The following is a 23,921-nucleotide window of genomic DNA, read 5'->3' as shown; positions in this document are numbered from 1 at the left end:
TAACCAAAGCAGTATCATGAAAAAACTTCTATCACTTTTGTCACTTGGGCTGTTGCTAAGCTGCACGAACTCGATTTATCACGTAGCGTCCGTAAAATCGGAACAGGTAAAGCTGATTGAAAAGGACTTTACTGTTGAAAACGATCACCTTAGGGCGGTGTATAACCTGTGGGAAGCGGGCGGCCGGATGCGTTTTCTGCTGTTCAATAAAACAGACCAACCTCTATACATCGACTGGACGAAGAGCTTTTTCGAACGTAACGGCAACAAAACTGCCTACAGCCAGCTTGCCACACTTCCTGGAAAAGCTCCGACCGATACTGTTCGTTATTTCTATCAAAATATGCGTGCGGAGCCGTACCGGACAACCGCCCGTGCCAATCGCCTGACTGAAATTCCTCCAAAGACCTACGTTGCCATTGCTGACTTCCCGATCAAAGACGCCATCGTGCATGCCAAAACCAAAGAGAAGGTTTTCGCCTACACGATGGAAAATTCTCCGCTACGGGTTGGGCAATCGTTGACCTATTCATTTGATAAGACAATGACCGATGCTCACCAAATTGAGCATTCTTTTTGGGTCGATAAAGTTGAGGTGGTGCGAATCGGCCAGCTCACAAAAGTGTATGGGTCATTGCAAAAAGGCAAGCCTGACGCCATGTATGCTGTTGAGAAACGTTCGGCTCCGGGTCGGACGGTTATCCTGGGCGTTGTTATAACCGCCGGAGCCGTTGGCGCTTCAATTCTTCTTTTACAGAGCATGCTTAGTGGACTTACACTCTGATAAGATAACGTCAGGAATACCAACAGTTGATTTTACTGTAAAATGTTTCTCACTACGTATCGCTCTGTAGTCGTTTTCATATCTATTGCCGGGCTGATAGTGTATAGCTAATAGACTCATTTTTAAATCGAAATTGGTGCTTTTCGAACAAGCAAATCAGGCTTACCGCTGGTCAACTAAGGGAAATTGGCTTCTGGGTGCATATTATAAAAGCCTAACTTGCCGAAAAACGTTTGTATGACTCTCCAGACCCTTGACACTGGCCTTTTCAAACTCGACGGTGGGGCTATGTTTGGCGTTGTGCCCAAACCGCTTTGGCAGAAGCTTAATCCTGCTGACGAGCAGAATCGATGCACCTGGGCTATGCGTTGTCTGCTGTATGAATCGGATGGTAACGTACTGGTTGTCGATACGGGTATCGGCACGAAACAGGATGCCAAATTTTTCGGCCATTATGATCTCCACGGTGAGGCTACGTTGCTCGATTCAATCCATAAAGCGGGCTATTCGGAAACCGACGTAACACACGTATTGCTGACTCATCTGCACTTTGATCATGTTGGTGGAGCAGTCAAACGAACCGATGATCGATTCGCGCCCGTTTTTCCAAATGCTACGTATTGGACGCACCCGGCACACTGGAATTGGGCCATTAACCCGAATTCACGCGAAAAAGCGTCGTTTCTGCGGGAAAATATACTACCGTTACAGGAGAGCGGCCAGTTGAAATTCCTGACCGAGAGTCCGTTTCCATTTACTGAAATTGACTTGCTATATGTAGACGGACATACCGAAAAAATGACCCTGCCCGTTTTTACAATCAACGGTCGGACCGTGGCTTATATGGCCGATTTGATCCCATCGTCAGCGCATGTGCCCTTGCCGTATGTTATGAGTTATGATGTTCGTCCCTTGCTGACAATGGACGAGAAAGCCCGAATTTTAACAAAAGCCGCCGACGAAAACTGGATTCTGGTTTTCGAGCACGATCCCGTAACGGAAGCGGCCACCGTCGAAATAACTGAGAAAGGGCCACGCATCAGGGAAAAAGGAAAACTGGTAGAGTTTCTATAGCCTGGTCGACTACACAACCAAATCCTTATCCTTACCGTTATTGAGGTGCAAACGAACGTATCAATCACGTAATGAAAATCGGTTTAGTTTTATCGGGTGGCGGGGCCAGAGGCATTGCTCACCTGGGTGTTATCAAAGCCTTGCAGGAAATGGGGATCAGCTTCGACCAGATTGCTGGAACCAGCGCCGGCGCCATTACGGGTGCGCTGTTGGCCCAGGGATACACCCCCGACGAGAGCTTGAAAATCATCGAATCGTCGTCGTTTGTGCGTCACCTTCGCCCTGCCTGGAATCGTATGGGTCTGTTACGACTCGACATGATTGTTGAATTGTATAAAAAATTTATCCCGCACGACACATTTGAGGGGTTGAAAATTCCGCTGCACGTTGTCGCGGTTGATCTAAATGAAGGCGAGTTGGTTGTTTTTGAGAAGGGCGAGCTAATCCGCCCCGTCCTGGCCTCCTGTTGTTTGCCCGGAATTTTCGAACCCATGCTCATCAATAAACGTCAGTTTGTGGATGGGGGCGTATTAAATAATCTGCCGGTTGATGTCATTGCTCATAAAGTCGATTTCCTGATTGGTTCGCATTGCAATGTGTTGGGACCGCGCAAGCCCATTCGATCGATGCGGGGAGTTATCGAGCGCAGTCTGGTACTGGCTGTGCAGAGTAAAACAAGAGAGCGGTTTTCAAAATGCAACGTATTGATCGAACCACCTCAACTGGCCCAATATAGCACGACAGACATCAGCAAGGCGCGGGATCTGTTCCGTGTCGGTTATCAGTATACCCGTTCCCTAAGCGCTGATATTGACAAGGCACTCAATCGACCTGTGCCGGAACTATCATAAGACGTAGTAAAGCTAAATAAGCAGAACGCCGGGCCACATGGTCCGGCGTTCTGTTGTGAAGGGTAGACCTATAGAAAAATGACTTTCATTTTCCTATAGGTCTATTACGACTTTGTTCCAAATAATACCGATGAGTGGCCAGTAGTTGAGTATTTCTACTATGCGAACATGACAGAAGTATATTCATAGTGACAAGCTAAACTTGAATTATTTTGCGAATTGGCTGGACACAAGAATTACTTATTCGCTGGTAGTATAAACTACTTAAGCACAGATTATTTTGATAAACGGGCTAAATTGAAATAATTCTATTTATATGAGAAAATGCAATTCGGATAAATCAGAATATTATTAGGTAGATGCGTTCATTTTAGAAATATTTGGCTACTAATATGGTTTAGAATAAAAACTTTGTAATGACTTTTTCATTGTATAGCTTTGTTGTAAAGAAACTCGTTTTCTTAACCTAACAATAACTATACGTATGAAGAGAATTTTATTAGTGAGTATGCTATTGGTATGCTCACTCTGGTCTACGGCGTGGGCGCAGGAACGAAGAGTTGTCGGCAAAGTCACGTCGGCAGAAGATGGATCACCCCTGCCAGGTGTATCAGTTGTAGTAAAAGGTACAAGCAAAGGCACGACCACCGATGCTGGCGGTATTTATGACATCTCGCTACCCACAGCCAGCAAAGGTGCCGTTTTAGTATTCAGCTTCGTGGGAGTAACCACACAGGAAATCAGAATCGGGAACGAATCTGAAATGAACGTGAGCTTAGTCTCTGATTCACGTCAACTTTCCGAAGTGGTTGTCACGGGGGTTGGGGTAGCTACCGACAAGCGTAAACTAGGGATCGCCGTTGAGTCGGTGTCATCCAAAAATCTCCCACAAACGCCAACGGCTTCTATCGATCAGGCTCTGGTCGGTAAAATTGCTGGTGCGCAAATCTCCAGTGGCAACGGTACACCGGGTGCTCCCGTGAACATTGTACTACGTGGTATCAACACCATCAACCGGGGAACGGCTCCGATTCTGTTAATTGACGGTGTGCAGGTCGATGCATCTACGTATGACACGAACGGAAACTTCAACAGTAACCCAACGAGTTTATTGAGCAGTATTGATCCGAACACCATCGAGCGCGTTGAGGTTGTTCAGGGTGCTGCTGCTGCTACACTCTATGGAGCGCAGGGTGCTAATGGTGTCATTCAGGTATTTACCAAAAAAGGTAAATCAGGTAAACTAAACGTCGATATCTCATCGAGCATAACTCGTAATGAATACCTGAACGTAGGCGGTGTAGCTAAATCGCAGTTTAATGGGTTTATCACCGATGCGCAAAACAACGTTATTGGTACGTCGGGCAAGCCATTGACGTTCGATCCAAATACGTTAGTATACAGCGAGAACGTTCAGTATAACCCGCTCGACGTCAATAACAAAGCCGACAAGCCGTATACGGCGAACCTGAAATATCAGGACCACTATGCGTACTTTTTCCGGCCTTCAAACACCTATAACAACAGTGTTGCCATGTCGGGCGGTCGCGATAAATTTGACTTCTCTATATCGGCGTCGAACAACCGGCAGGAAAGTAACATCATCAACAACGGCGGTTACCAACGTACCAACATCGGTACAAACTTAGGTTTTGAACTGGCAAAAGGATTGACATTCCGCTCAACGACTCAGCTGATTTATACCAAGAGTACCATCAAATCGAATGACCGTAACATTCTTTACGCGTTGAATAACGCCCGGCCTTTTGCTGATTTCTCTGCACTTGATCCAGATGGCAATCCGGGTATTTATTATGGTGATGCGGTAGGGGTTAACCACAATAACCCGAGCTACTGGCAGCGTTATACGGACAATAAGGATAACAAAGTTGATATCATTCAGAACCTGAATCTGAACTATAAAATCAACCAATTCTTAATGTTAGATGCTAAATACGGTATCAATTACTCGCGCCAGGAGATCATTACGACTTACCCGAATCAGGTAAGTAATCGGAATGTACAATACTACCAGGGAAGCAACTACCAGGGAAACTATGCAACGGATGCATCAGGTGAAATTGACAATTATAGCCTGAATACAACGTATCAGAACTTCCTGGCATCGGCATTCATTACCACCGACTTTCAGAAGGATTTCAAACTGAATGTTCCGATTACGACGTCAACCCAGGTTTCCTTTGATTATCGGAACCGGCTATCCCGCGAATACAATACCTATGGTTTGTCGTTGCCTTCCTACGAGCCATTTACGGCGGCTCAGGCGTCTACGTTCAAAACCTTCAGGGATTATACGGAGCCGTTTATTACCTATGGTTATTTAGTGAATCAGCAGATTGATTTTGGTGATCTGGCCGGAATTTCGGGCGGTTTCCGAACCGACTTTTCGTCGGCATTTGGTAGTGGTTCCAAACCGTTTACGTTTCCACGGGCTAATGGATATTTTCGGCCTTCGGCGCTTAAATTCTGGGAGAATAGTGCACTTGCCAACATCTTCCCCGAGTTAAAATTGAGAGCAGCTTTTGGTAAGGCTGGTATTCAGCCAAAACCATTTGACCGGTATCAGGTATTGAACACCCGGACATTGGGTAATGCCAACTCATTCTATACACCAGCTAGCCAGCCAAATCCAAATCTGGACGTAGAGGTGTCGTCAGAACTAGAAATTGGTGCTGATCTGGGCCTGACTCCGTTGAAAGGCTCTGATTGGTTGAGCAGCATTCGCCTGTCGGCTAGTTACTGGGATCGTTCGACCGATAACGCTATTTTCGACGTGAATGGGGCTCCTTCGGCAGGTATCAACTCTGTTAAAGATAATGCCTTCTCACTGGCCTCGAACGGTTTCCAGGCATCGTTGAACGCGTCTATTATTCGTACGAAAGATTTCTCATGGAATCTGACCACTAATTTTAGCAAGCAAACATCGAAGATCACGGCCGTCAAGAACAATGCCGAAGTGGTTGTTCTGTCGAATGCAGGGAGCACCAACTATGTACTGAGAGCTGGCGAAAAAATTGGGCAATTATATGGCTACGTAAGTATTCATCAGCTCGATGCGAGAGACGTAAATGGGAGTCTTTACATCCCACAGGATCAGCAATCGCTCTACACCGTAGCCAGCAATGGATTTGTGGTTAACAAAGCGACCAAACAGCCGTTCTTCTCGGCCAACAAATACAGCTTTGGCGATCCGAACCCGAAGTTTAACATGTCGTTCATCAATGACTTTACCTACAAAAACTTCCTGACGTTCGGGTTCCAGATCGATTGGGTTCATGGTAGCCACGTCTATAACCAAACGAAAGAATGGATGTACCGCGATGGTATTCATGCCGACTACGCCAATCCATTTACCATCGAAGGTCAAACGGGTGCCTGGACGGCCTTTTACCGCGGTGTTTACGCACAACGCGCGGCTAACGGTACGAAAGACTACTTCTACGAAGACGCTTCGTTCCTCCGCCTGCGTAATGTGCAGATTGGCTTCGACTTGAGCAAACTGGTGAACGCACCCGTACTACGCCGGGCACAGGTGGTTTTATCAGGCCGTAATCTCTGGACGTCTACCAAGTATACGGGCTATGATCCTGAAATCAGTTCGGGTACTGGTAACTCGGCCTGGGATCGGGGAACGGACCACAACACGATGCCTAACCTGCGTTCATACCAGGCCAGCCTGAACATCGGTTTCTAAATTTGTTTTTGGCTGCTGATTATTAGGTACATAGCGGCAGCCGATTACTTTAAACTTCAAGGATTCGTCAATGAAAAAAATACAAATAATAGTAGCGACCTTACTGCTGGGTTTTGCTACGTCCTGTAAGGAGCAGCTGGATGTGAAAAATCCGAACCAGCCAACCGTTGCCAGTGCCAATACTCAGTCGGGTATTATTAACCTTGCTCAGGGTGGTGTTTATGTAAATGGAGTCCGGGAAATCAAATCCGATTTATACGACGGTATTCCGGGCTATTTCTGGTCTGGTGCCATGGGCGTCCATTCGCTTATGGCTGATGAAGTCGGTGAAGAAGCGGCCAACCAGTTTGGTAATCAAATTGGTAATCCTGATTATGTCATTCTGGATGACGGTTCAAAGGTATTGAACCCAAATGCGCCTAATACACAAATTGCGCTGATTCGTCAGATTAACGTTAACGCCAACCAGGGCGCCAACCCGCTGTTCCACGAATGGTGGTACATGTATTCACTGAACAGCCAGATGAATAAAGTACTGGAATTAGCGGAGCAGGTTGCTTTTACAGGTGATGCAGCCGCAAAAAAGGCGACGATCCAGGCTTGGGCTTACTGGTGGAAAGGGTTCGCCTACGCGCACATTGGCTCCATGTATTATGCCGGTATCATCAACAATGCATCAAATGGTACTAACGGAAATTACGTAGCAAAAGAAAAGCTTATCGAAGAATCTAATTCGAATCTCGATAAAGCGGCTGCACTGCTAACGACTATCGGTACATCGAGCGACTATACGGCTGTAATGACCCTGCTCATTCCTAACTTTAATCAGGTTGGCAAAGGGGGCGTACCAACTACAGCTATGTGGAAACGCAGTATAAATACGCTCAAAGGCCGTAACTTGCTGGTAAACACCAAAACATCGGCTATGACGGCTGCTCAGTGGACACAATTGCTGACTTTAGTTAATGACGGAACTATGGCCACTGATAACGTATTTACGGGTCGTTCGAATGCCAGCGGTGATATGCTGGCCCCGCTAACGGGTACGGTAGCTGCTAAAGCGACAGGTGATCCATCGGGTGGCGCTACGTATAAAATCAGCGAACGCCTGATTCAGGATTTCAAAACGGGCGACAAACGGCTGGAAAATAACTTTACGCAACGCGCTACCCCCTGGATTGGTGAAAGTAGCCGTGGTCAGGCTTTTAACACGCGCTGGCAGTTGGTTGACGGTGGCAAAAAAGTAGCTGGTGCCATCGTGCTCAGCGACCGGACAGCAGGCGGTACCGAGTTGTATCTGGCTGGTAGTTACGAAGAAAACGAGTTGATGAAGGCGGAAGCGCTCATCAATACGGGTAAAATCGAGGATGGCTTGAAGTCGATTGACGCCGTTCGGACAGCGCAGGGCGCAGGTTTGGCGGCCGTTACAGGTACTGGTTTAACGCTGGCGCAGGCAAAAGAGGAACTGCGCCGGGAGCGTCGGGTAGGATTGGCTTTCCGGAGTCTGGCCTTCTATGATGCCCGTCGTTGGGGTATAATTGACCCAATTGCCAGCGGTGGCGGCCGTAAAGGAGCAGTTATCGTCGACAAAACAGGTAAGGTAAGCACGAATGGTACTATCGAATATAACTTCCTGGACTATTGGGACGTGCCTGATAATGAGTTGGTGTACAACGCAGCCGCTTCGGGCAGTGCGCCAACGAAAAACCCTAAGTAATAAATGTAGGGTCAGCCAAATTGTGATTATACAAAGAGAGGTTCTTCTGTAATGGAGGAGTCTCTCTTTTTGTTTGAAGAGACCAAGTCAATACGTATACGATATAATAAAGTCAGACAGCCTCTAATGGCTTCTTATTCGACCACTTAAATATTAAAACGGCATTAAAATTCCTTGCCGGTACAGTATATCTGCCTGCTTCCGAAAAAAACTTGGTCAGTCCATGATTGAGTAATAATAACACGTACAAATACTTAAAAAGTAGTCGATGGACGCCATAATTATATAAATTTTAATGAATCCTGTTTGAAGAATCAAAATTCATATTGACAAAATAATATATTGAAAAATACAATGATCTTAAAATTTAGAATCGATGTATTAAATTGATTCAAAAGATTTGTAATGATTTTCTTCATTTTATAGATTTGTTAAAAGAGACTCGTTTTTTTGGCCTAACACTAAATATGCTATGAAGAGAATTTTACTAGTGAGTATGCTATTGATATGCTCACTCTGGTCCACGGCGTGGGCGCAGGATCGAAGAATTGTCGGCAAGGTTACGTCGGCAGAAGACGGATCGCCTTTACCGGGCGTCTCGGTTGTATTGAAAGGTACAACCAAGGGTACGACGACCGACGTGGGCGGTATTTTTGACATCTCAGTGCCACAAGCCAAAGGGAGCGTATTGATTTTTAGCTTCGTAGGAGTAGCTACTCAGGAGATTCCTATCGGCAACCAGTCTGAACTGAATGTAAGTTTAGTGTCTGATTCCCGCCTGCTCACGGAAGTGGTTGTAACGGGTAGCGGGGTCGCCACAAGCAAAGCCAAGTTAGGGATTGCGGTTGAAAGTGTATCCGGTAAAAACCTGCCCCAGACACCAACTGCCTCTATTGACCAGGCACTGATCGGTAAAATACCGGGTGCCCAGATTTCATCGGTCAGTGGTAACCCTGGCGATCCGGTAAACATTGTACTTCGGGGGATCAACACGGTGCAGGGCGGTACCAAGCCACTGATCATGGTGGATGGTGTTCAGATTGCTGCGACTGATATTAACTCGCTGGACCTGAGCAACGTAGAGCGCGTTGAAGTGGTCCAAGGTGCAGCTTCTGCTTCTATTTATGGCGCGCAGGGCGCCAATGGCGTTATTCAGGTCTTTACTAAAAAAGGTAAAAAAGGTCGCGTAGCGGTCAATTTCTCGACCAGCTATTCGGCCAACGAGTTTATCAACAGTGGCAACGTCAGAAAAGCGGATCTTCATCCTTACCTGACGGATGCCAGCAACAACCTCATCGATCCGTCGGGCAAACCATTGACTTATAATGAATACGGTTCCATTGAAGGTATATCCTATAAATACGGCGGAGCAACGCGCTATGCCATATTGGACACCCGAAATGTTTCGAATACGCCCTACAATGCTAATCTGAAATACTATGACCAGTTTAAGCAAGTATTTCAGACCGGTTCTACAACCAACAATAGCATCAGTATTTCGGGCGCGTCGGAAAAAAGCGATTTTGCGATCTCTGCCGCCAACAACCACACGGTTAGTGGCGTAATGAAAAATGGCTATATAGACCGGAGCAACCTGACCGCCAATTTGGGTACGGAACTGTTTAAGGGGTTTACGCTACGTTCGACCACCCAACTGGTTTACACCAAAAATACGCTTCATCCAGGCTTAGGCGCTCCGGGCGGTTATGATTACGGGAAAGGCAACTCGTTGGGTAGCATTGGCTCCGTATACGGCTTTTTCAATACCTCCCCATTCTTTGATTTGACCGCAAAGCTGGCCGATGGAACGTACCCCCGCTACCAGACAGCCGACTTTTTGAGTGTGAATGCCGCGAACCCATTTTATCAGCAGCAGTACACCAGCGGCCTGGACAATAAAATAGATGTCATCCAAAACTTTGATGCTAATTACAGTATCAACAAATTTTTAGAATTGAACGCTAAATATGGCCTCAACTATCGTACGGAAAACTCACGATGGACATATTTCAACCAGTCGGCAAATATCAATTCTACGTATTATGACACCTGGTCATCATACTTTGCTCCCGATAATAAGGGCGAAATCACGAACTGGCAGTATAACACTACGTTCCAGAACTTCCTGGCCACTGCCTATATACGGACCGATTTTGAGAATGACTTCCATATAAAATTGCCGATTCAGACTAGCACGCAGATATCATTCGATTATCGTAAGAAGAAGTACGAAGAGTATGATACGTATGGGTTAGGGTTAGGGCTGGCACCGCCTTTCAATATCTCGTCTACGTCATCGCAGGGTGTAGCCTCGTACGATAATACCACTAAGCACAATGGCGATTATGTGGAACCATTCGTTACGTACGGGTACCTGGTGAACCAGAAAGTTGATTTCGGCGATTACGGTGGTCTTACTGCCGGTTTCCGAACGGACTGGTCATCAGCGTTTGGTGCCGGTTCTACACCCTTTACGTTCCCGCACTTTGATGCCCATATTGCGCCGTTTTCGTTCATGAAGAACAGTGGCATTTCGAATACATTGTCATACTTTAAGTTGAGAGGGGCGTATGGCGAAGCGGGTATTCAGCCGGGTGCTTTTGACCGATACCCTGTTTTAGGTCAGCAAAATCTTGGATCGGGCCTGGTTTATACGATACCGACTACCAGCAACAATGCGAATTTGAAGGTGGAAGTATCAAAAGAACTTGAACTCGGTACTGATTTTACGATTGGTCTTGGTCAGGGCAACTGGCTTAACTCAATCAACGGTTCGTTTACGTACTGGAAGCGGAAGAGCGAAAACGTAATCTACACGGTCAGTGTACAACCATCGCTTGGCTCAACCGGCCAATTGACCAATGCGATCGACATGTCGTCAAACGGAATTCAGTTCTCGCTGACGTTGCCAGTCTTTAATTCCAAAGGGCTGAAGTGGGATTTCACAACCAACTTTGGTCATCAGATCTCCAAAATTGATGCTATTTCAGGCGGTGCCGACATTATCTTGACGTCAGGCGCAGGAGATGCTGCCCTGGTATTGACAGCCGGTCAGCAAATTGGTCAGGTATTTGGGTATAAGGCCATGACGAGCACGGCCTTTACCCGTCAGGATGGTTCGCGGTACATTACAGAAGGTGATGCCTCGAAGTATACGATGGTCGATGGACGGGTGGTGGATAAGGCAACGATGGCGATTCAGTTTACGGATGAAAAATATCCGTTGGCTAACCCCAATCCAAAGTTCAATGCGTCGTTCATTAACTCGTTTAGTTTCAAGGATTTCCTGACATTAAATTTCCAGTTCGACTGGGTATATGGAAGTCACTTATACAATCAGACGAAAGAATGGATGTACCGCGATGGTATCCACGGCGATTTCTCCAAACCCGTAACAATCGACGGACAGACAGGTGCGTACACCGCGTATTGGGCGAGTGCCTATTATGCACTATGGGGTAGTACCCGTGGTGCTGGAAACAATGCAACTAAAGACTTCTTTGTTGAAGATGCGTCTTTCCTGCGGTTACGGAATATTTCGCTGGCTTTTGATCTGGGTAAGGTTGTTAAACTACCCTATATTAATCGCTGCCAGTTAGTGCTTACCGGTCGGAATCTGCTGACCGTTACCAAGTATACCGGGTTTGATCCTGAAATCAGTTCAGGTGCGTCTAACTCCTCTTTCGACAGAGGTATAGATCACAACACGCTGCCTAACACCAAGTCGTATCAGGTTGGACTGAATATCGGGTTCTAACTTTTAAAACTTTCTTTCAACATGAAACTCATAAAGACAAATAAATTTCTTTACACGATCTGTTTCACGGCAATTTTCGTGAGCGCAGTTTCCTGCAAAGAACAGTTGGACGTTGGTAACCCAAACGCTCCTACAGTAACCGCCAATGTTAATACAGAATCTGGCCTTATCTCACTGGCGCAGGGGGGCGTATATATCAACGGCTTTTTGAATGGAGATAACTGGCTGGGCAACAGTTACTTTTCGTTGCCTTGGGGGTACAGTGAGCTTATGGCCGATTTAGTGGGTGCTGATGCATCGAACAATCAGGTCACCACCATAGGCGTACCGGACTATATTATCTTAGACGATGGTACTAAATTGACAAATCCGTCGCCTGCCATAGGGATCATTCGGTCGTATAATAGTCGTGCCTCAACGGGAGCCAGCAACAACCCACTCTATTATCAGTGGTTGAATATGTATGCGCTGAACAATGCGTGCAATAACGTATTGAGTCTTGTGGATGGTATCAAGTTTTCGGGCGATGCTGCCAGCCGGGCCAATACGATAAAAGCGTGGTGTTACTGGTGGAAGGGATATGCCTATGCCTCTATCGGATCGATGTATTATTCGGGTCTTATTCTCGATAAGGCGGGTGTTGCCAGCAGCGAATACGTGCTGCATGATGCCATCATTAGTCAATCTAATACATTTTTTAATCAGGCTGCCACTACGTTGACGAGCATTACCAGCGCCAGCGACTATCAGGCCGTGTTGACGCAACTGATTCCGGTCGCTAATCAGGTAGGTCATGGTGGTGTTTTGACCGTAGATATGTGGAAGCGTAACATCAATACCATGCTGGCTCGTAATATCCTGGTGAATAAACTGGCTCCGTTCGTGAATGGAAATCCCAACGCCACAATTACCAAGTCGTCTACAACGCCTATAACGACTGCCGATTGGAACAGCATCCTGACCTTAGTCACAAACGGCATCAAAGCGGATGATTTTGTCTTTACAGGAAGAAGTACTCCACAAAATTCATTCTTTTCTGCTTCGGGCGGCACGGTTGGTTCGCTGACGACGGGTGTTAATACCGCTACGACGTTTAAGATCAGTGAACGGTTTATTCAAAACTTTAACACGGGGGATAAACGGCTGTCAACGAATTTTGACACGAAGACCACCTATACAAACAATTACAACTATACAACACGCTATAGTTTAGTTGATAATGCGAGTGGTGGAGCCGTATATACGTATGGAAGCAAGAACGTTGGTGCCTACGAGCTATTCATTGCGGGTAGCTATGAAGAAAATGCGCTGATGCTGGCCGAAGCGAATATGCGTCTGAACAACATAGAGACTGGCCTGGGATACGTTGACGCTGTAAGAACCTTTCAGGGAGCCGGAGTGGCTGCCGTTAAAGGAACAGGTTTGACATTGGCCAAAGCCCTTACGGAGCTGACCAAAGAAAGACGGGTTGCTCTTTTCGGCCGCGGACTCTCATTTTATGATAGCAGACGCTGGGGTTGGACGTATGACATCGCCAACGGTGGTGGAAGCTATGGCAATACCGTAGTAACAACGGCGGGTGTCGTCAATAAAAACGTTACCGTTAACTATAACTTCCTGGATTACTGGGATGTTCCCGCTGATGAATCGGTATTAAATCCAGCGACAAACAGCGTTGCTACCAAAAATCCCAATTTTTAGTATTCCATCATGTCATAAAGAACAGACGTAGTAAATACTGATTACTGCTTTGTGTCAGGAGGCTCTCCGTTAGTAACGGAGAGCCTCTTTTGGTTTTAACAAGGTAAGGGAAATCGCATGCCAGGCTTAAAGGGACACGTAGTGCATCAATTGAGATCAAAACTGCGTATACTTGGTAAAGATGTTTCATAAGGCTATGACAACGTCAGGTTCTATTCAGTAAACTAACTGAAAAACAGACCTATTTTTATGGTCTGGTTAGTCAATGGATTTATACGATGAAGGCGAGTTTTACGTTTGAAAAAATAGTAGCTTGCTAAGCTTTTCAATAGATTGTTTCGCTCGAACGTAGTACACACATCCTAAAGAAATTATCTGGAATATAACCTATACATGAGAAAATTTTACTGTCTTCTTATCTGGTCTGCTTTGCTGGCTGTGCTACCGGGTTGGTTGTTTGCTCAGGGGCTGCGTATATCGGGAAGGGTTACGTCGGCGCAGGATGGCCAGCCTATACCAGGGGTGAATATTGTCGTTAAGGGAACAACCAACGGCGTCAGCACGGACGCAGCCGGGAATTATACCATTGCGATTTCCAGTCCAAACGCTGTTCTTTTGCTCACCTCTATTGGACTTGTTACGCAGGAAGTAACCGTTGGCAATCGCACGGTTGTCAACGTGCAAATGCAGGAGTCCATCAATGAACTAAGCCAGGTCGTTGTGACGGGTTATAACACCACACAACGGAAAGACATTACGGGCTCCATTGCGTCCGTTTCTCCCGACCGATTTAAAGACATTCCGGTTACAAGTCTGGATCAGGCACTACAGGGACAGGCGGCTGGCGTTCAGGTGACACAGTCGTCGGGCACACCAGGGGGAGGCCTGACGGTACGTATCCGTGGATCTACGTCGATTTCGGCCAGCAACCGGCCTTTATTCATTGTTGATGGCGTACCAGTACAGGATGGAGCTCTATCTGAGCGTGAATTCGGGGGACAGACCGACAATGCGCTGGCTCTCTTCAATCCCAATGATATTGAGTCGATGCAGATATTAAAAGATGCTTCGGCCAAAGCCATTTACGGCTCGCGGGCGGCTAACGGTGTCGTATTGATAACGACTAAACGTGGGAAATCGAATCAAAAAACAAGCTTTACCCTGGATGTACAGCGTGGAATGACCGACGTGGTTCGTCGGCCTGATTTACTCAATGCAAGTGAATTACTAACCCTTCAGCGGGAGGCCGTTACCAATGCCGGGCAAGATCCTGATAAATTGGGCTTGATCAGAGGTGTAACGGATGCGGTGAATACCGATTGGGTTGATGCTACGTTGCGCAAAGGCGTTTATCAGCAATACCAACTCTCAACGCAGGGCGGCAACGACAAAACGCAATTCTACCTCAGTGGAAGCTACCGAGATGAGCAGGGCGTTCAGCTAAACAACCAGTTTACGCGCTATACAGGCCAGTTTAAATTCGATCATAAAGCCACGCAGAAGCTCTCATTTGGCACGAACCTGACCTTGTCGAGAGCACTGAACAGACGGGTAAAGGGCGATAATTTTCTGGATGGCGTTTATTCCGGCGCGGTAAAGAGTTTACCTTACTACGCTCCTTATAACGAACAGGGTAGATTATATGGACCTGGCGATGGAGCTAATTACGCTGGGTTTCCAAACTTCAACCCCGTTGGACAGGCGCTCTTGCCACGCTTTAATGTATACACGATAAAGATGCTGGGTGGAGTTTATGGCGAGTACGAGATTATGCCGAATCTCCGGTTCAGGACGAAGTTCAGCATCGATTATAACAACATAACGGAGGACGATTACGAACCGTCTACAACCGCTATTGGTGGGTTTCTAACCTCTGTCGGAGGACATGGATACGGTACGTATAGCAGTACCAATGTATCTACGTTTATTAATACGAACACACTGAACTACAGTTTCACGCTGGCGGAGAAACACCGGTTTACCGCATTGGCAGGCTTTGAATTGTTGCAGACTACGTATCGAAGTGGTAGTGTACAGGGACGACTGTTTCCCAGCGATGACTTTACGTATATACGGTCTGCCGGTATTGTTGACCAGGGTGATGGTATAGTAACGAACAATGGCTTGATTTCAACTTTTGGCGAAGTCAACTATGCCTATGACGATAAGTACTTAGCTACCCTGACAACCCGCTACGATGGGTCATCACGTTTCGGTCAAAATAAGCGTTTCGGCATATTCCCATCAGGTTCCGTAGCCTGGCGTATCTCAAGTGAGAAATTTCTGGAGGGTTTTCGGGCCTTGAGCGATCTGAAACTAAGAGCAAGTTATGGGTTTACGGGCAATGAGCGCATTGGCGACTATCAGTTTCTGGGTACCTGGGCATCGGCTACCTACAGTGGGGCAACCGGCGTAGGGCCAGCCGCGCTGGCGAATCCGTTATTGCAGTGGGAACGCACGCGCGAAGCAAATATTGGTCTGGATGCTTCCTTCTTCAGCGGGCGATTCAACGTAACGATCGACGCGTATGATAACCTGACCGACAAGCTATTGTTTGCGCAGCCTATTCCACAAACGACGGGTTTTAGTAACGTTCAGGGCAATATTGGAAAAGTGGCGAACCGGGGCGTCGAGCTAACCATATCAACCGTAAACATCAATAAAGCGGTGCGCTGGAGTACGGACCTGAATATATCGCACAACGAAAACAAAGTTGTTGAGCTGACCGGTAGTCAGCCCGTATTTCGGGGCTATACGGGAAACGGGGTTTCTAACACGAACGTTATCTTGCCCGGTCAGCCGCTTGGTACGTTCTGGGGGCTGAAATTCCTGGGGGTCGATCCTGCTACAGGCAATGCTATATATGACGATAAAAACGGCGATGGCCGGATTTCTCCCGACGATGGGCAAGTAATTGGAAATGCTCAACCCAAACTGGTTGGTGGTTTGACGAATAAGGTCTCCTGGAAAGGATTCGATCTGAGCGTGTTTTTTCAGGCTTCTTATGGCAACAGCATCCTGAATTTTTCGAACGTAACGCTCCTCAATTCCGGGGCTGATCTGCAAAATAATCAAATACGGCAGGCGCTTAAGCGCTGGCAGAAAGAAGGCGATATTACCAGTGTACCCAAGTATGAGTACCTAAATTCATACAATAATTACCTGAGTAGCCGATTTCTGGAAGACGGTTCCTATCTGCGTCTGAAAAACGTATCCTTTGGGTATAATTTCCCGAAGAAATGGACCAATAAATACAAAGTTGGTAATGCTCGTTTGTATGCATCGGCCATGAATCTCTGGACGTTGACCCGCTATTCAGGCTCAGACCCCGAAGTGAGCACACTCGATGGGTCAACAACGGCCCAGGGAATTGATTTTTTTACATTACCTCAGATAAAAACCGTGCTGGTGGGTCTATCCCTCAGTTTTTAATAGATACTATATTGACACGTAGCATAATGGTTAAAGTGATTCGCCTTATACGATATAGTGTACTGGTAGTACTGGTTAGTCTGGCCGCCTGCCAGCCTGTGCTGGAGCCCAAGCCGGTAGCTTTACTTGTGGACGATCTGGTACTAAACGAACCTAATGACGTACAAACAGTTCGGGTTGGTTTATACAGCGCTTTGCGCGGGTCAGCATCTCCCAACATTATTGCAGGTGATTTTACGGTAGATAATATCCAGTTTAACGGTACATTTAATGATTATCGTGAATTGGGTACCAAACAGATTACGGCTGCCAATGGCGCTGTAGATGCATTATGGCAAAACTTGTACTCGACAATTTATGTCGCTAATTTCATTTTGGAGCGTTTGCCGCTTGTTAGCGGTGTTCCTGAAACAACCCGGAAGAGCGTTACGGCAGAGGCTCGTTTTCTGCGAGGCTGGGCTAATTTTATCGGCGTCTATACGTATGGTGATATTCCACAGGTAACTACCATTGATCGATCAATAAACAGCAATATCCCAAGAACAGATAAAACTACTATTCTGACATCTGTACTGGCGGATTATACGGCAGCACTAACGGATTTACCTACCGTAGCCTCTGGGTCGACTGATATAACTACAAATGCGACCTATGCAAATAAAATTACCTGTCAGGCGGCAATGGCTCGCTACTATTTATACCTAAAAAACTGGGCAAAGGCCGAAGAACTAGCGACTACAGTGATTAATTCAGGTGTTTATACACTGGAGGCTAATTTTATAGACATTGTCCTGAAAGATTTTACGCACGAGTCGATTCTGGAGGTTGGTTATAACCTTACAGATGATCCGGGAACTGGCAATTTTGCCTTAAATAATCTACTGGTAGGACGTCGGGAAGTGATTCCCTCGAACCAGCTCGTTCTGGCGCTTAACTCTACAGAATCTGGTACCCGCAACACGACAATTGGATTCGATTCCAACAACCTGAAAGGCAATGATAATGGTTGGTCGGTGAGGAAATACGGTACGGCTTCAGAAGATAACAACAACATTGTGCTGATGCGGCTGGCCGAAATGTACTTAATTCGGGCTGAAGCCAGAGCTCAGCAGGGAAAATTAGCTGGAACAACAGGTGCGGTGGCTGACATTAACGTATTGCGTACACGGGCAAAAGCACCAGCCGCTGCGGTTGGTGCTCAGGCTGATGTGTTGCTGGTCATTGAACGTGAGCGCCAATATGAGCTGGCCTTTGAAGGACATCGTTGGTATGATCTGGTTCGGACGGGGCGGGCACAGGCTGTTATGTCATCTTTCTCACCTAACTGGAATGCTAAATATGAACTCTGGCCAATTCCGCAAACGGAAATTCAGCAAAATCCGGCTTTGGCAGGTAAGCAAAATCCCGGTTATTAAACAATCTCACGACATTTTATAAGTAGAGAAAACAGATAGTTTCTTGTCATGGCTCCGGCCACCCGGCCCGACGTAGGAGGGGCTCAAAAATACTCATAATGAAAGATCAAACGACATATAAACAGGGTACTGTGGTGAAGCACTGGCTGGCGTTGTTGCTAATGCTCGGAGCGGTTGTCTGGGGAGCGGTCGCTTGCCAGAAGCAGGATATGGACCTTACATTTCAGGGCCCTTATTTTGTTCGGTTTACCGATTCATCGTTAACTTATAAAGAAAGCTACACTAAACCCATTGCCATACGGGTACACAATGTTGGCCCGATATTGACCCAACCGATCACGGTCAATTATGTCATCAGCGGAACAGCGCGTGAAGGAAAAGATTATAGCGTCGGCGATACGAAAGGCACCGTCATTATTCCGGCCAACAAAAGTTTTGGAGAGATTCACTTACAACTCATTAATAACGCCAATAATATTCTGGAGTCGCAGTCGCTCACGTTTACATTAACGGGTGTACAGCCCAGTACGTTGCAGGTTGGTTTTGGCAAGACTGGCTTAGTAGGAAAGCAATTGACATTCGTTATTCAGGACGATTGTCTCTTTGGCGGTTTTTACACCGGAACGCAAAAGTACGGTACGCAAACAGCTACGGTTCCCGACGTTGAAATCACCAGTACCGATTGCAAAAATTATCTGTTGAGTAACTGGAATCTTGGTATTCCTTTTTTCAATTTTGATGCGATCAAGCCAAGACTAACGTTTGTCGACAATGGTGATAATTCGCTCACCGTTCCACCACAGGGTAATGAGAACCTTGGCTCGACCGATACACTTCGGGGAAGTGGGGCCTGGAATCCCCGCAACCGAGTGATTACGTTGAATCTCCAGTTCAAGCTGAAACTCAGTACGAATAAGGACACAATTATTTCCTACACACAGACCTATACGCCCCAGTAAGGCAACGACTTCTACTCAGTTTGACACGTTTCGATCATGCGACTATTTATACGTTTATTGCTGATTCCGGGAATCGTTGGCTGGCTTCTGGGGGGGTGCTCCGAGAAAATTGATCCTAAACCTGCTACGTATTCACAATTACTAACCGGCACCGACAAGAAAAGCTGGAAAATTGTATCGTATCAGGTACTTGATAATGGCAATGCCTCCTCGGTAATCCCAGCTCAAAGTGGATTAGATGCATGTATTGCCGATGATATACTCACCTTTTATGCCGATGCCGAACATAAACTGGAAGTTAGCCAGAATGCAATTATATGTTATCCAAACGAGCCTGATATTTACGTAACAGATACCTGGACACTTTTCAATGCAAATGCTTCTCTGGAGTTTTATCTGCCGGTGCTGAATGGTAAATTCCCCTGGACTATCAAGAATCTGACAGCTACCGTGTTAACGATTGAGTATTATTTCCCCGACATCAATGCTAGTTACCGATTTACGTTTAACTCGACTACTACCAAATAAGCGTATGTTTCGATTAGTACTCAGCTTATTTCTGATTGCCCTTCTGCCACAGGCACTCTATGCACAGACATTGACTCCCGTTCGCAGTACGCAGCAGTGTGCTACAATGGAGAGGGATAGTGCTTTGCGGGCTAAATACCCACAATTAGGATCGCTTCAGGAGTTTGAGCGGGCGTTGCAGGTAAAAATGCTCGATCTCAAAAAGCAGATGCAGGCGGGCCGGCTGGCGGCTACAGTCATTACCATTCCGGTGGTTGTACACGTAGTACATAATGGTGAGTCGGTTGGTGTTGGACGAAATATTAGCCAGGCGCAGGTGCAGGCTCAACTTGCTACACTGAATGAGGATTATCGCCGTAAAGCGGGTACGAGAGGTTTTAACGATAATCCGGTAGGTGCCGATATTGAAATAGAATTCTGTCTGTCGGTTGTTAACCCACAAGGATTAACGATGGCTGAGCCGGGCATTGATCGCTACAATGGCAGCCGGGCCAACTGGAACACCAGCGATATTGACGGTGTACTAAAGCCCAGTACGTACTGGAATCCCGACAAATATTATAATATATGGGTTGTTGACTTGAACGAAACGCTGTCGGGTGGCGGGCAACTACTGGGCTATGCCCAGTTTCCAAGTCAGTCAAATCTGGTGGGTATCCCATCCGATGGTCCGGGCAGTACGGATGGTGTGGTCATTGATTATCGTTCGTTCGGGAATGTCGATAAAGGAAACTTTCCAAGCATGCGGGCAACCTACAATCTGGGCCGCACGCTTACGCATGAAACAGGTCACTGGCTGGGGCTGCGACACATTTGGGGTGATGCAAACTGTGGCGACGATTTCTGTGCCGATACACCTACGCAGGCATCAGCGAGTAGCGGTTGCCCAACGGGCCGGGTCAGCTGCGGATCGACCAACATGGTGCAGAACTACATGGATTATTCCAATGATGCCTGCATGAATATCTTCACAATCAACCAGAAAGATCGTATCCGGGCCGTTATGGCCATCAGTCCCCGTCGGCTTAGTCTGTTATCGTCCAATGTATGTGGCACACAGGTGGCAGCACGACCCCAATCGAACTTCCGGGCCGATAATCAGCAGGTTTTATTGGGTGGTCAGATTAAGTTCAATGATTTGTCCGGTAACTTCCCTACAAAGTGGGAGTGGACGTTTGAAGGTGGAACACCCGCTACTTCGACCGACCAAAACCCTACGGTTACCTACAACCAGCCCGGTAAATTTAAGGTAACACTGGTAACGTCAAACGCGGTGGGTGCATCTGATCCGTTAGTACGTACAGATTACATTGAAGTGCTGAATCAGGGCCTTTGTACGGAAATAACCAATTTCAACGGTACGCCTTCGGTGCTGAGGGAGGTGAACGGAACGGGCTATTTAGCTGGTCAGAATAGCCATAAATCGCAGGCGGTTTCCGAATTTTTTCAAAATAAACTGGGCTATACCAATCTGGCGGGCGCTTCGCTAAAATTTGGGGTGGCCAAAGCGGCTAAAGGCGCCACTACTGAATCAATCGTGACCGTAACGGTTTGGAACGGACGTGGTTTCCAGAACGGTCCCGGTGCTATTCTGGGCCAGAAAGATGTTCCCTTGCGTGTTATTCTGGATGATGTAGCGAACAACCGCGCAACATCGGTTACGTTCGATAAGAACGTACCAATAGGTGGTCTGCCTTTCCATATCGGCATTACGCTGCCCTACGTAGCGGGTGATAGCGTGGCACTGATAACGACCAAAAACGGCGAATCGCTTTTTGCAACTTCCTGGCGCCAAAACCAGAAGGGCGACTGGCTCCGGTATGCCGATAGCCTTGGCGTAAACGTAGCGCATAACGTAGCGGCTCGCGTTGGCCAGAAATCGTCCGTACAGGTGGCGTCAACGGCGCTATTCATTAATCCGGGCGAAACCGTTACCTTAAACGCACGCGGAGCCAGCGTGTTTACCTGGTCGGGTACCGGACTAAATACAACTCTCGGCCCACAGGTAGTAGCCCAGCCAACGCAAACTACATCCTACACCGTGTCGGGTTCAGGGCTGGACCTCTGTACAGCCGATGCCGTCGTGAATGTTTATGTCCGATTGGGTACCGTAACCGCCAATCCATCACTGGTAGACCAGTTCATGCTGGTGACACCGAATCCCAGTGATGGACAGATGGTCGTGTCATTTAGTGGCCCGCAACGGGGTGCCTTGACGCTGGGCGTCCGAAATATAAACGGCCTGGAACTGATGCAGCAAAAATACCAGAAGACTACAGACACTTTTGAGCAACCTCTTGACCTGAAATCGTCACCGGGTGGTGTCTATTTTGTCGAAATCCGGATTGGCGAGAATGTTTATAGAAAACGGGTGGTGAAGCAATAACAGACAACTTAGCGTCATGAGTCGCTGAGTTTTAGTCTTGTATCGACAAAAAGAGTGAACCTGTCAGGTTCACTCTTTTTGTTTGTAAGTAGTTGATATTCAATAAGATAAATAGTTTTAGGACTGCTTATCGCGCCAGTAAGCACATCAGCGAAATTAGCGACTGGGCTCTTTTTATGGGACGCGTAACTAACCAAAACGAGGCATTTGAAAATAGAAATTAAACCACGAAACACGAGTGGCTATCTAATCGTTAGTGGTACGTCAGTAAACTCAAAAAACAATGAAATTCAGACTGTTCACTCTCTTGCTTTTCCTGACCGTATCGGGACTACGTGCACAGGTGCAGTTCACAACCGAGAGCCCGCGTGTAGATGACATCAACGACCGCGACGTAACGATCAAGCGCGTCGAACTGACGGCTCAATACACCATTATTTACATGAAGTTCGAGGCTAAGCCAGCGGGTTCGCAAGGGCGCTCATGGCCTTTTTCTATTCCGTTGCCTGATGGCGTACAAGGTGGTCAATTACAATCGACCAATACCATCAGTTTTCAGCCAACATCCCGCCTATACGTTAACCAGGGTGAACGTTCCTATAAATTTATTCGGGCCGAGAATATTCCGGCGGAAGCACGTCGACGTGTTCAACCGGGCGAACGGGTCGATTTCGTGGCCTATTTTGAACGAATAGACCCCGGTTACACTACGTTCGACCTCTTTGAATGTAAAGACAGCCGGAATTTTGTCTGTTTTAATTTCTGGGGTGTACACATCATCAATCCCCGTAAAAAAGAGCAGTATTCGCAGCGTACGCCCAAAGCGCCAACACCGCAACCGCGTTCCACCCCTCGAACAACACCTGGCGTGGGGGCACCTGTTGAGACCCCAAAACCGACGGAACCTGTACCGGCACCTCAGGAGACGACTATTGTCATTAATGGTATAACGCGGGATGCTAAAACCAAACAACCTATCGTTGCCACGGTCACGTATCGGTTACTATCGGGTGCTGAAGCGTCTGGCGATGATCCGGCCGATTCGGTGAAGAGTGTAAATCCAACGGGTAAATACCAGATTTCAATTGATCGACGGGGTGTTTATGCGGTGACGGCCACGGCTAAAGGTTACTTTAGCCAGAGTGATACGTTGGTAACCAACCGCGTGGATATCGCCCGGAATTTCGACCTGGTTCCGATTGAAGCGGGAGCGAAAATTACGTTGAAGAATATCTATTTCAATATGTCGAAGTATGACCTCAAACCCGAATCATTCCCCGAGCTGGATCGGCTGGCGACGGTTATGCAGTCAAATCCGAGCATGCAAATTCGGCTTGAAGGACACACCGACACGGTTGGTGAGTTTGATGCGAATGTTGAACTCTCACGCAACCGGGTTAACGAAGTAAAACGCTATCTGGTTAATAAGGGCATCAGCGCCAGCCGGATCGAAACCGTTGGTTATGGCCCCTCAAGACCTATTAATACGAATAAAAGCCTGAAAGAGCGGCCTGAAAACCGACGGGTTGAGATGGTAATCGTGAAAGTATAAGGCTTTCAAACACGGAGCGGTTATCGAGTTCACAAAGATTTTCTTAGTGT

The 23,921-nt window shown here is 47.0% G+C and carries 13 protein-coding genes; all 13 read left to right on the top strand.

The annotated features are described in order from the left end of the window. The first annotated feature begins 16 nt into the window (after positions 1 to 16). The 13 genes from BM202_RS13110 to BM202_RS13050 all read left to right on the top strand — a co-directional run bounded on the left by BM202_RS13110 (position 17) and on the right by BM202_RS13050 (position 23,871). The gene (locus tag BM202_RS13110) at positions 17 to 784 is read left to right on the top strand and encodes a hypothetical protein (RefSeq protein WP_093826703.1); all 768 of its coding nucleotides are present in this window, start codon (positions 17 to 19) and stop codon (positions 782 to 784) included. 237 nt (positions 785 to 1,021) lie between these two features. Next, positions 1,022 to 1,858: an MBL fold metallo-hydrolase gene (locus BM202_RS13105; protein WP_093826701.1), complete on the top strand. Its 837-nt coding sequence runs from the start codon at positions 1,022 to 1,024 to the stop codon at positions 1,856 to 1,858. A 71-nt stretch (positions 1,859 to 1,929) separates the two neighbouring features. After that, entirely contained in the window at positions 1,930 to 2,709 is a 780-nt protein-coding gene (locus tag BM202_RS13100) for a patatin-like phospholipase family protein (RefSeq protein WP_093826699.1), read from the top strand. 484 nt (positions 2,710 to 3,193) lie between these two features. Further along, positions 3,194 to 6,424 carry a SusC/RagA family TonB-linked outer membrane protein gene (locus BM202_RS13095; protein WP_093826697.1) on the top strand — a complete coding sequence of 1,077 codons (3,231 nt, stop codon included), beginning with the start codon at positions 3,194 to 3,196 and terminating at the stop codon, positions 6,422 to 6,424. Between the two features lie 70 nt (positions 6,425 to 6,494). After that, positions 6,495 to 8,141 carry a RagB/SusD family nutrient uptake outer membrane protein gene (locus BM202_RS13090; protein ID WP_093826695.1) on the top strand — a complete coding sequence of 549 codons (1,647 nt, stop codon included), beginning with the start codon at positions 6,495 to 6,497 and terminating at the stop codon, positions 8,139 to 8,141. A gap of 472 nt (positions 8,142 to 8,613) precedes the next feature. Beyond that, positions 8,614 to 11,898, top strand: coding sequence for a SusC/RagA family TonB-linked outer membrane protein (locus BM202_RS13085; RefSeq protein WP_093826693.1), 3,285 nt, complete (start codon positions 8,614 to 8,616; stop codon positions 11,896 to 11,898). A 21-nt stretch (positions 11,899 to 11,919) separates the two neighbouring features. After that, positions 11,920 to 13,599, top strand: coding sequence for a RagB/SusD family nutrient uptake outer membrane protein (locus BM202_RS13080; protein ID WP_093826691.1), 1,680 nt, complete (start codon positions 11,920 to 11,922; stop codon positions 13,597 to 13,599). A gap of 393 nt (positions 13,600 to 13,992) precedes the next feature. Next, complete coding sequence (locus BM202_RS13075) at positions 13,993 to 17,031, top strand: SusC/RagA family TonB-linked outer membrane protein (protein WP_093826689.1); 3,039 nt, start codon at positions 13,993 to 13,995, stop codon at positions 17,029 to 17,031. Positions 17,032 to 17,066: 35 nt separating this feature from the next. Next, positions 17,067 to 18,446 (top strand): RagB/SusD family nutrient uptake outer membrane protein, encoded by a 1,380-nt coding sequence (locus BM202_RS13070; protein ID WP_093827258.1) that lies wholly within the window; start codon positions 17,067 to 17,069, stop codon positions 18,444 to 18,446. Between the two features lie 98 nt (positions 18,447 to 18,544). Next, positions 18,545 to 19,405, top strand: a complete 861-nt coding sequence (locus tag BM202_RS13065; RefSeq protein ID WP_245776654.1) for a hypothetical protein — start codon at positions 18,545 to 18,547, stop codon at positions 19,403 to 19,405. 36 nt (positions 19,406 to 19,441) lie between these two features. Further along, positions 19,442 to 19,933 (top strand): hypothetical protein, encoded by a 492-nt coding sequence (locus tag BM202_RS13060; protein WP_093826687.1) that lies wholly within the window; start codon positions 19,442 to 19,444, stop codon positions 19,931 to 19,933. Between the two features lie 4 nt (positions 19,934 to 19,937). Further along, a complete protein-coding gene (locus tag BM202_RS13055) occupies positions 19,938 to 22,319 on the top strand; it encodes a M43 family zinc metalloprotease (protein ID WP_093826685.1) in 2,382 nt (793 codons plus the stop codon). Positions 22,320 to 22,602: 283 nt separating this feature from the next. Then, the gene (locus tag BM202_RS13050; RefSeq protein WP_093826683.1) at positions 22,603 to 23,871 is read left to right on the top strand and encodes an OmpA family protein; all 1,269 of its coding nucleotides are present in this window, start codon (positions 22,603 to 22,605) and stop codon (positions 23,869 to 23,871) included. Positions 23,872 to 23,921 lie beyond the last annotated feature (50 nt).

It is taken from the genome of Spirosoma endophyticum (genome assembly GCF_900112365.1).
Classification (GTDB): domain Bacteria; phylum Bacteroidota; class Bacteroidia; order Cytophagales; family Spirosomataceae; genus Spirosoma; species Spirosoma endophyticum.
This window is presented reverse-complemented; position numbering and strand designations above follow the sequence as displayed.

Bases quoted from the DNA above. Each gene is read 5' to 3' on its own strand.
- BM202_RS13095 (WP_093826697.1), top strand. From the start codon at position 3,194: ATGAAGAGAATTTTATTAGTGAGTATGCTATTGGTATGCTCACTCTGG.
- BM202_RS13065 (WP_245776654.1), top strand. From the start codon at position 18,545: ATGAAAGATCAAACGACATATAAACAGGGTACTGTGGTGAAGCACTGG.
- BM202_RS13090 (WP_093826695.1), top strand. From the start codon at position 6,495: ATGAAAAAAATACAAATAATAGTAGCGACCTTACTGCTGGGTTTTGCT.
- BM202_RS13055 (WP_093826685.1), top strand. From the start codon at position 19,938: ATGTTTCGATTAGTACTCAGCTTATTTCTGATTGCCCTTCTGCCACAG.
- BM202_RS13100 (WP_093826699.1), top strand. From the start codon at position 1,930: ATGAAAATCGGTTTAGTTTTATCGGGTGGCGGGGCCAGAGGCATTGCT.
- BM202_RS13060 (WP_093826687.1), top strand. From the start codon at position 19,442: ATGCGACTATTTATACGTTTATTGCTGATTCCGGGAATCGTTGGCTGG.
- BM202_RS13085 (WP_093826693.1), top strand. From the start codon at position 8,614: ATGAAGAGAATTTTACTAGTGAGTATGCTATTGATATGCTCACTCTGG.
- BM202_RS13075 (WP_093826689.1), top strand. From the start codon at position 13,993: ATGAGAAAATTTTACTGTCTTCTTATCTGGTCTGCTTTGCTGGCTGTG.
- BM202_RS13080 (WP_093826691.1), top strand. From the start codon at position 11,920: ATGAAACTCATAAAGACAAATAAATTTCTTTACACGATCTGTTTCACG.
- BM202_RS13110 (WP_093826703.1), top strand. From the start codon at position 17: ATGAAAAAACTTCTATCACTTTTGTCACTTGGGCTGTTGCTAAGCTGC.
- BM202_RS13105 (WP_093826701.1), top strand. From the start codon at position 1,022: ATGACTCTCCAGACCCTTGACACTGGCCTTTTCAAACTCGACGGTGGG.
- BM202_RS13050 (WP_093826683.1), top strand. From the start codon at position 22,603: ATGAAATTCAGACTGTTCACTCTCTTGCTTTTCCTGACCGTATCGGGA.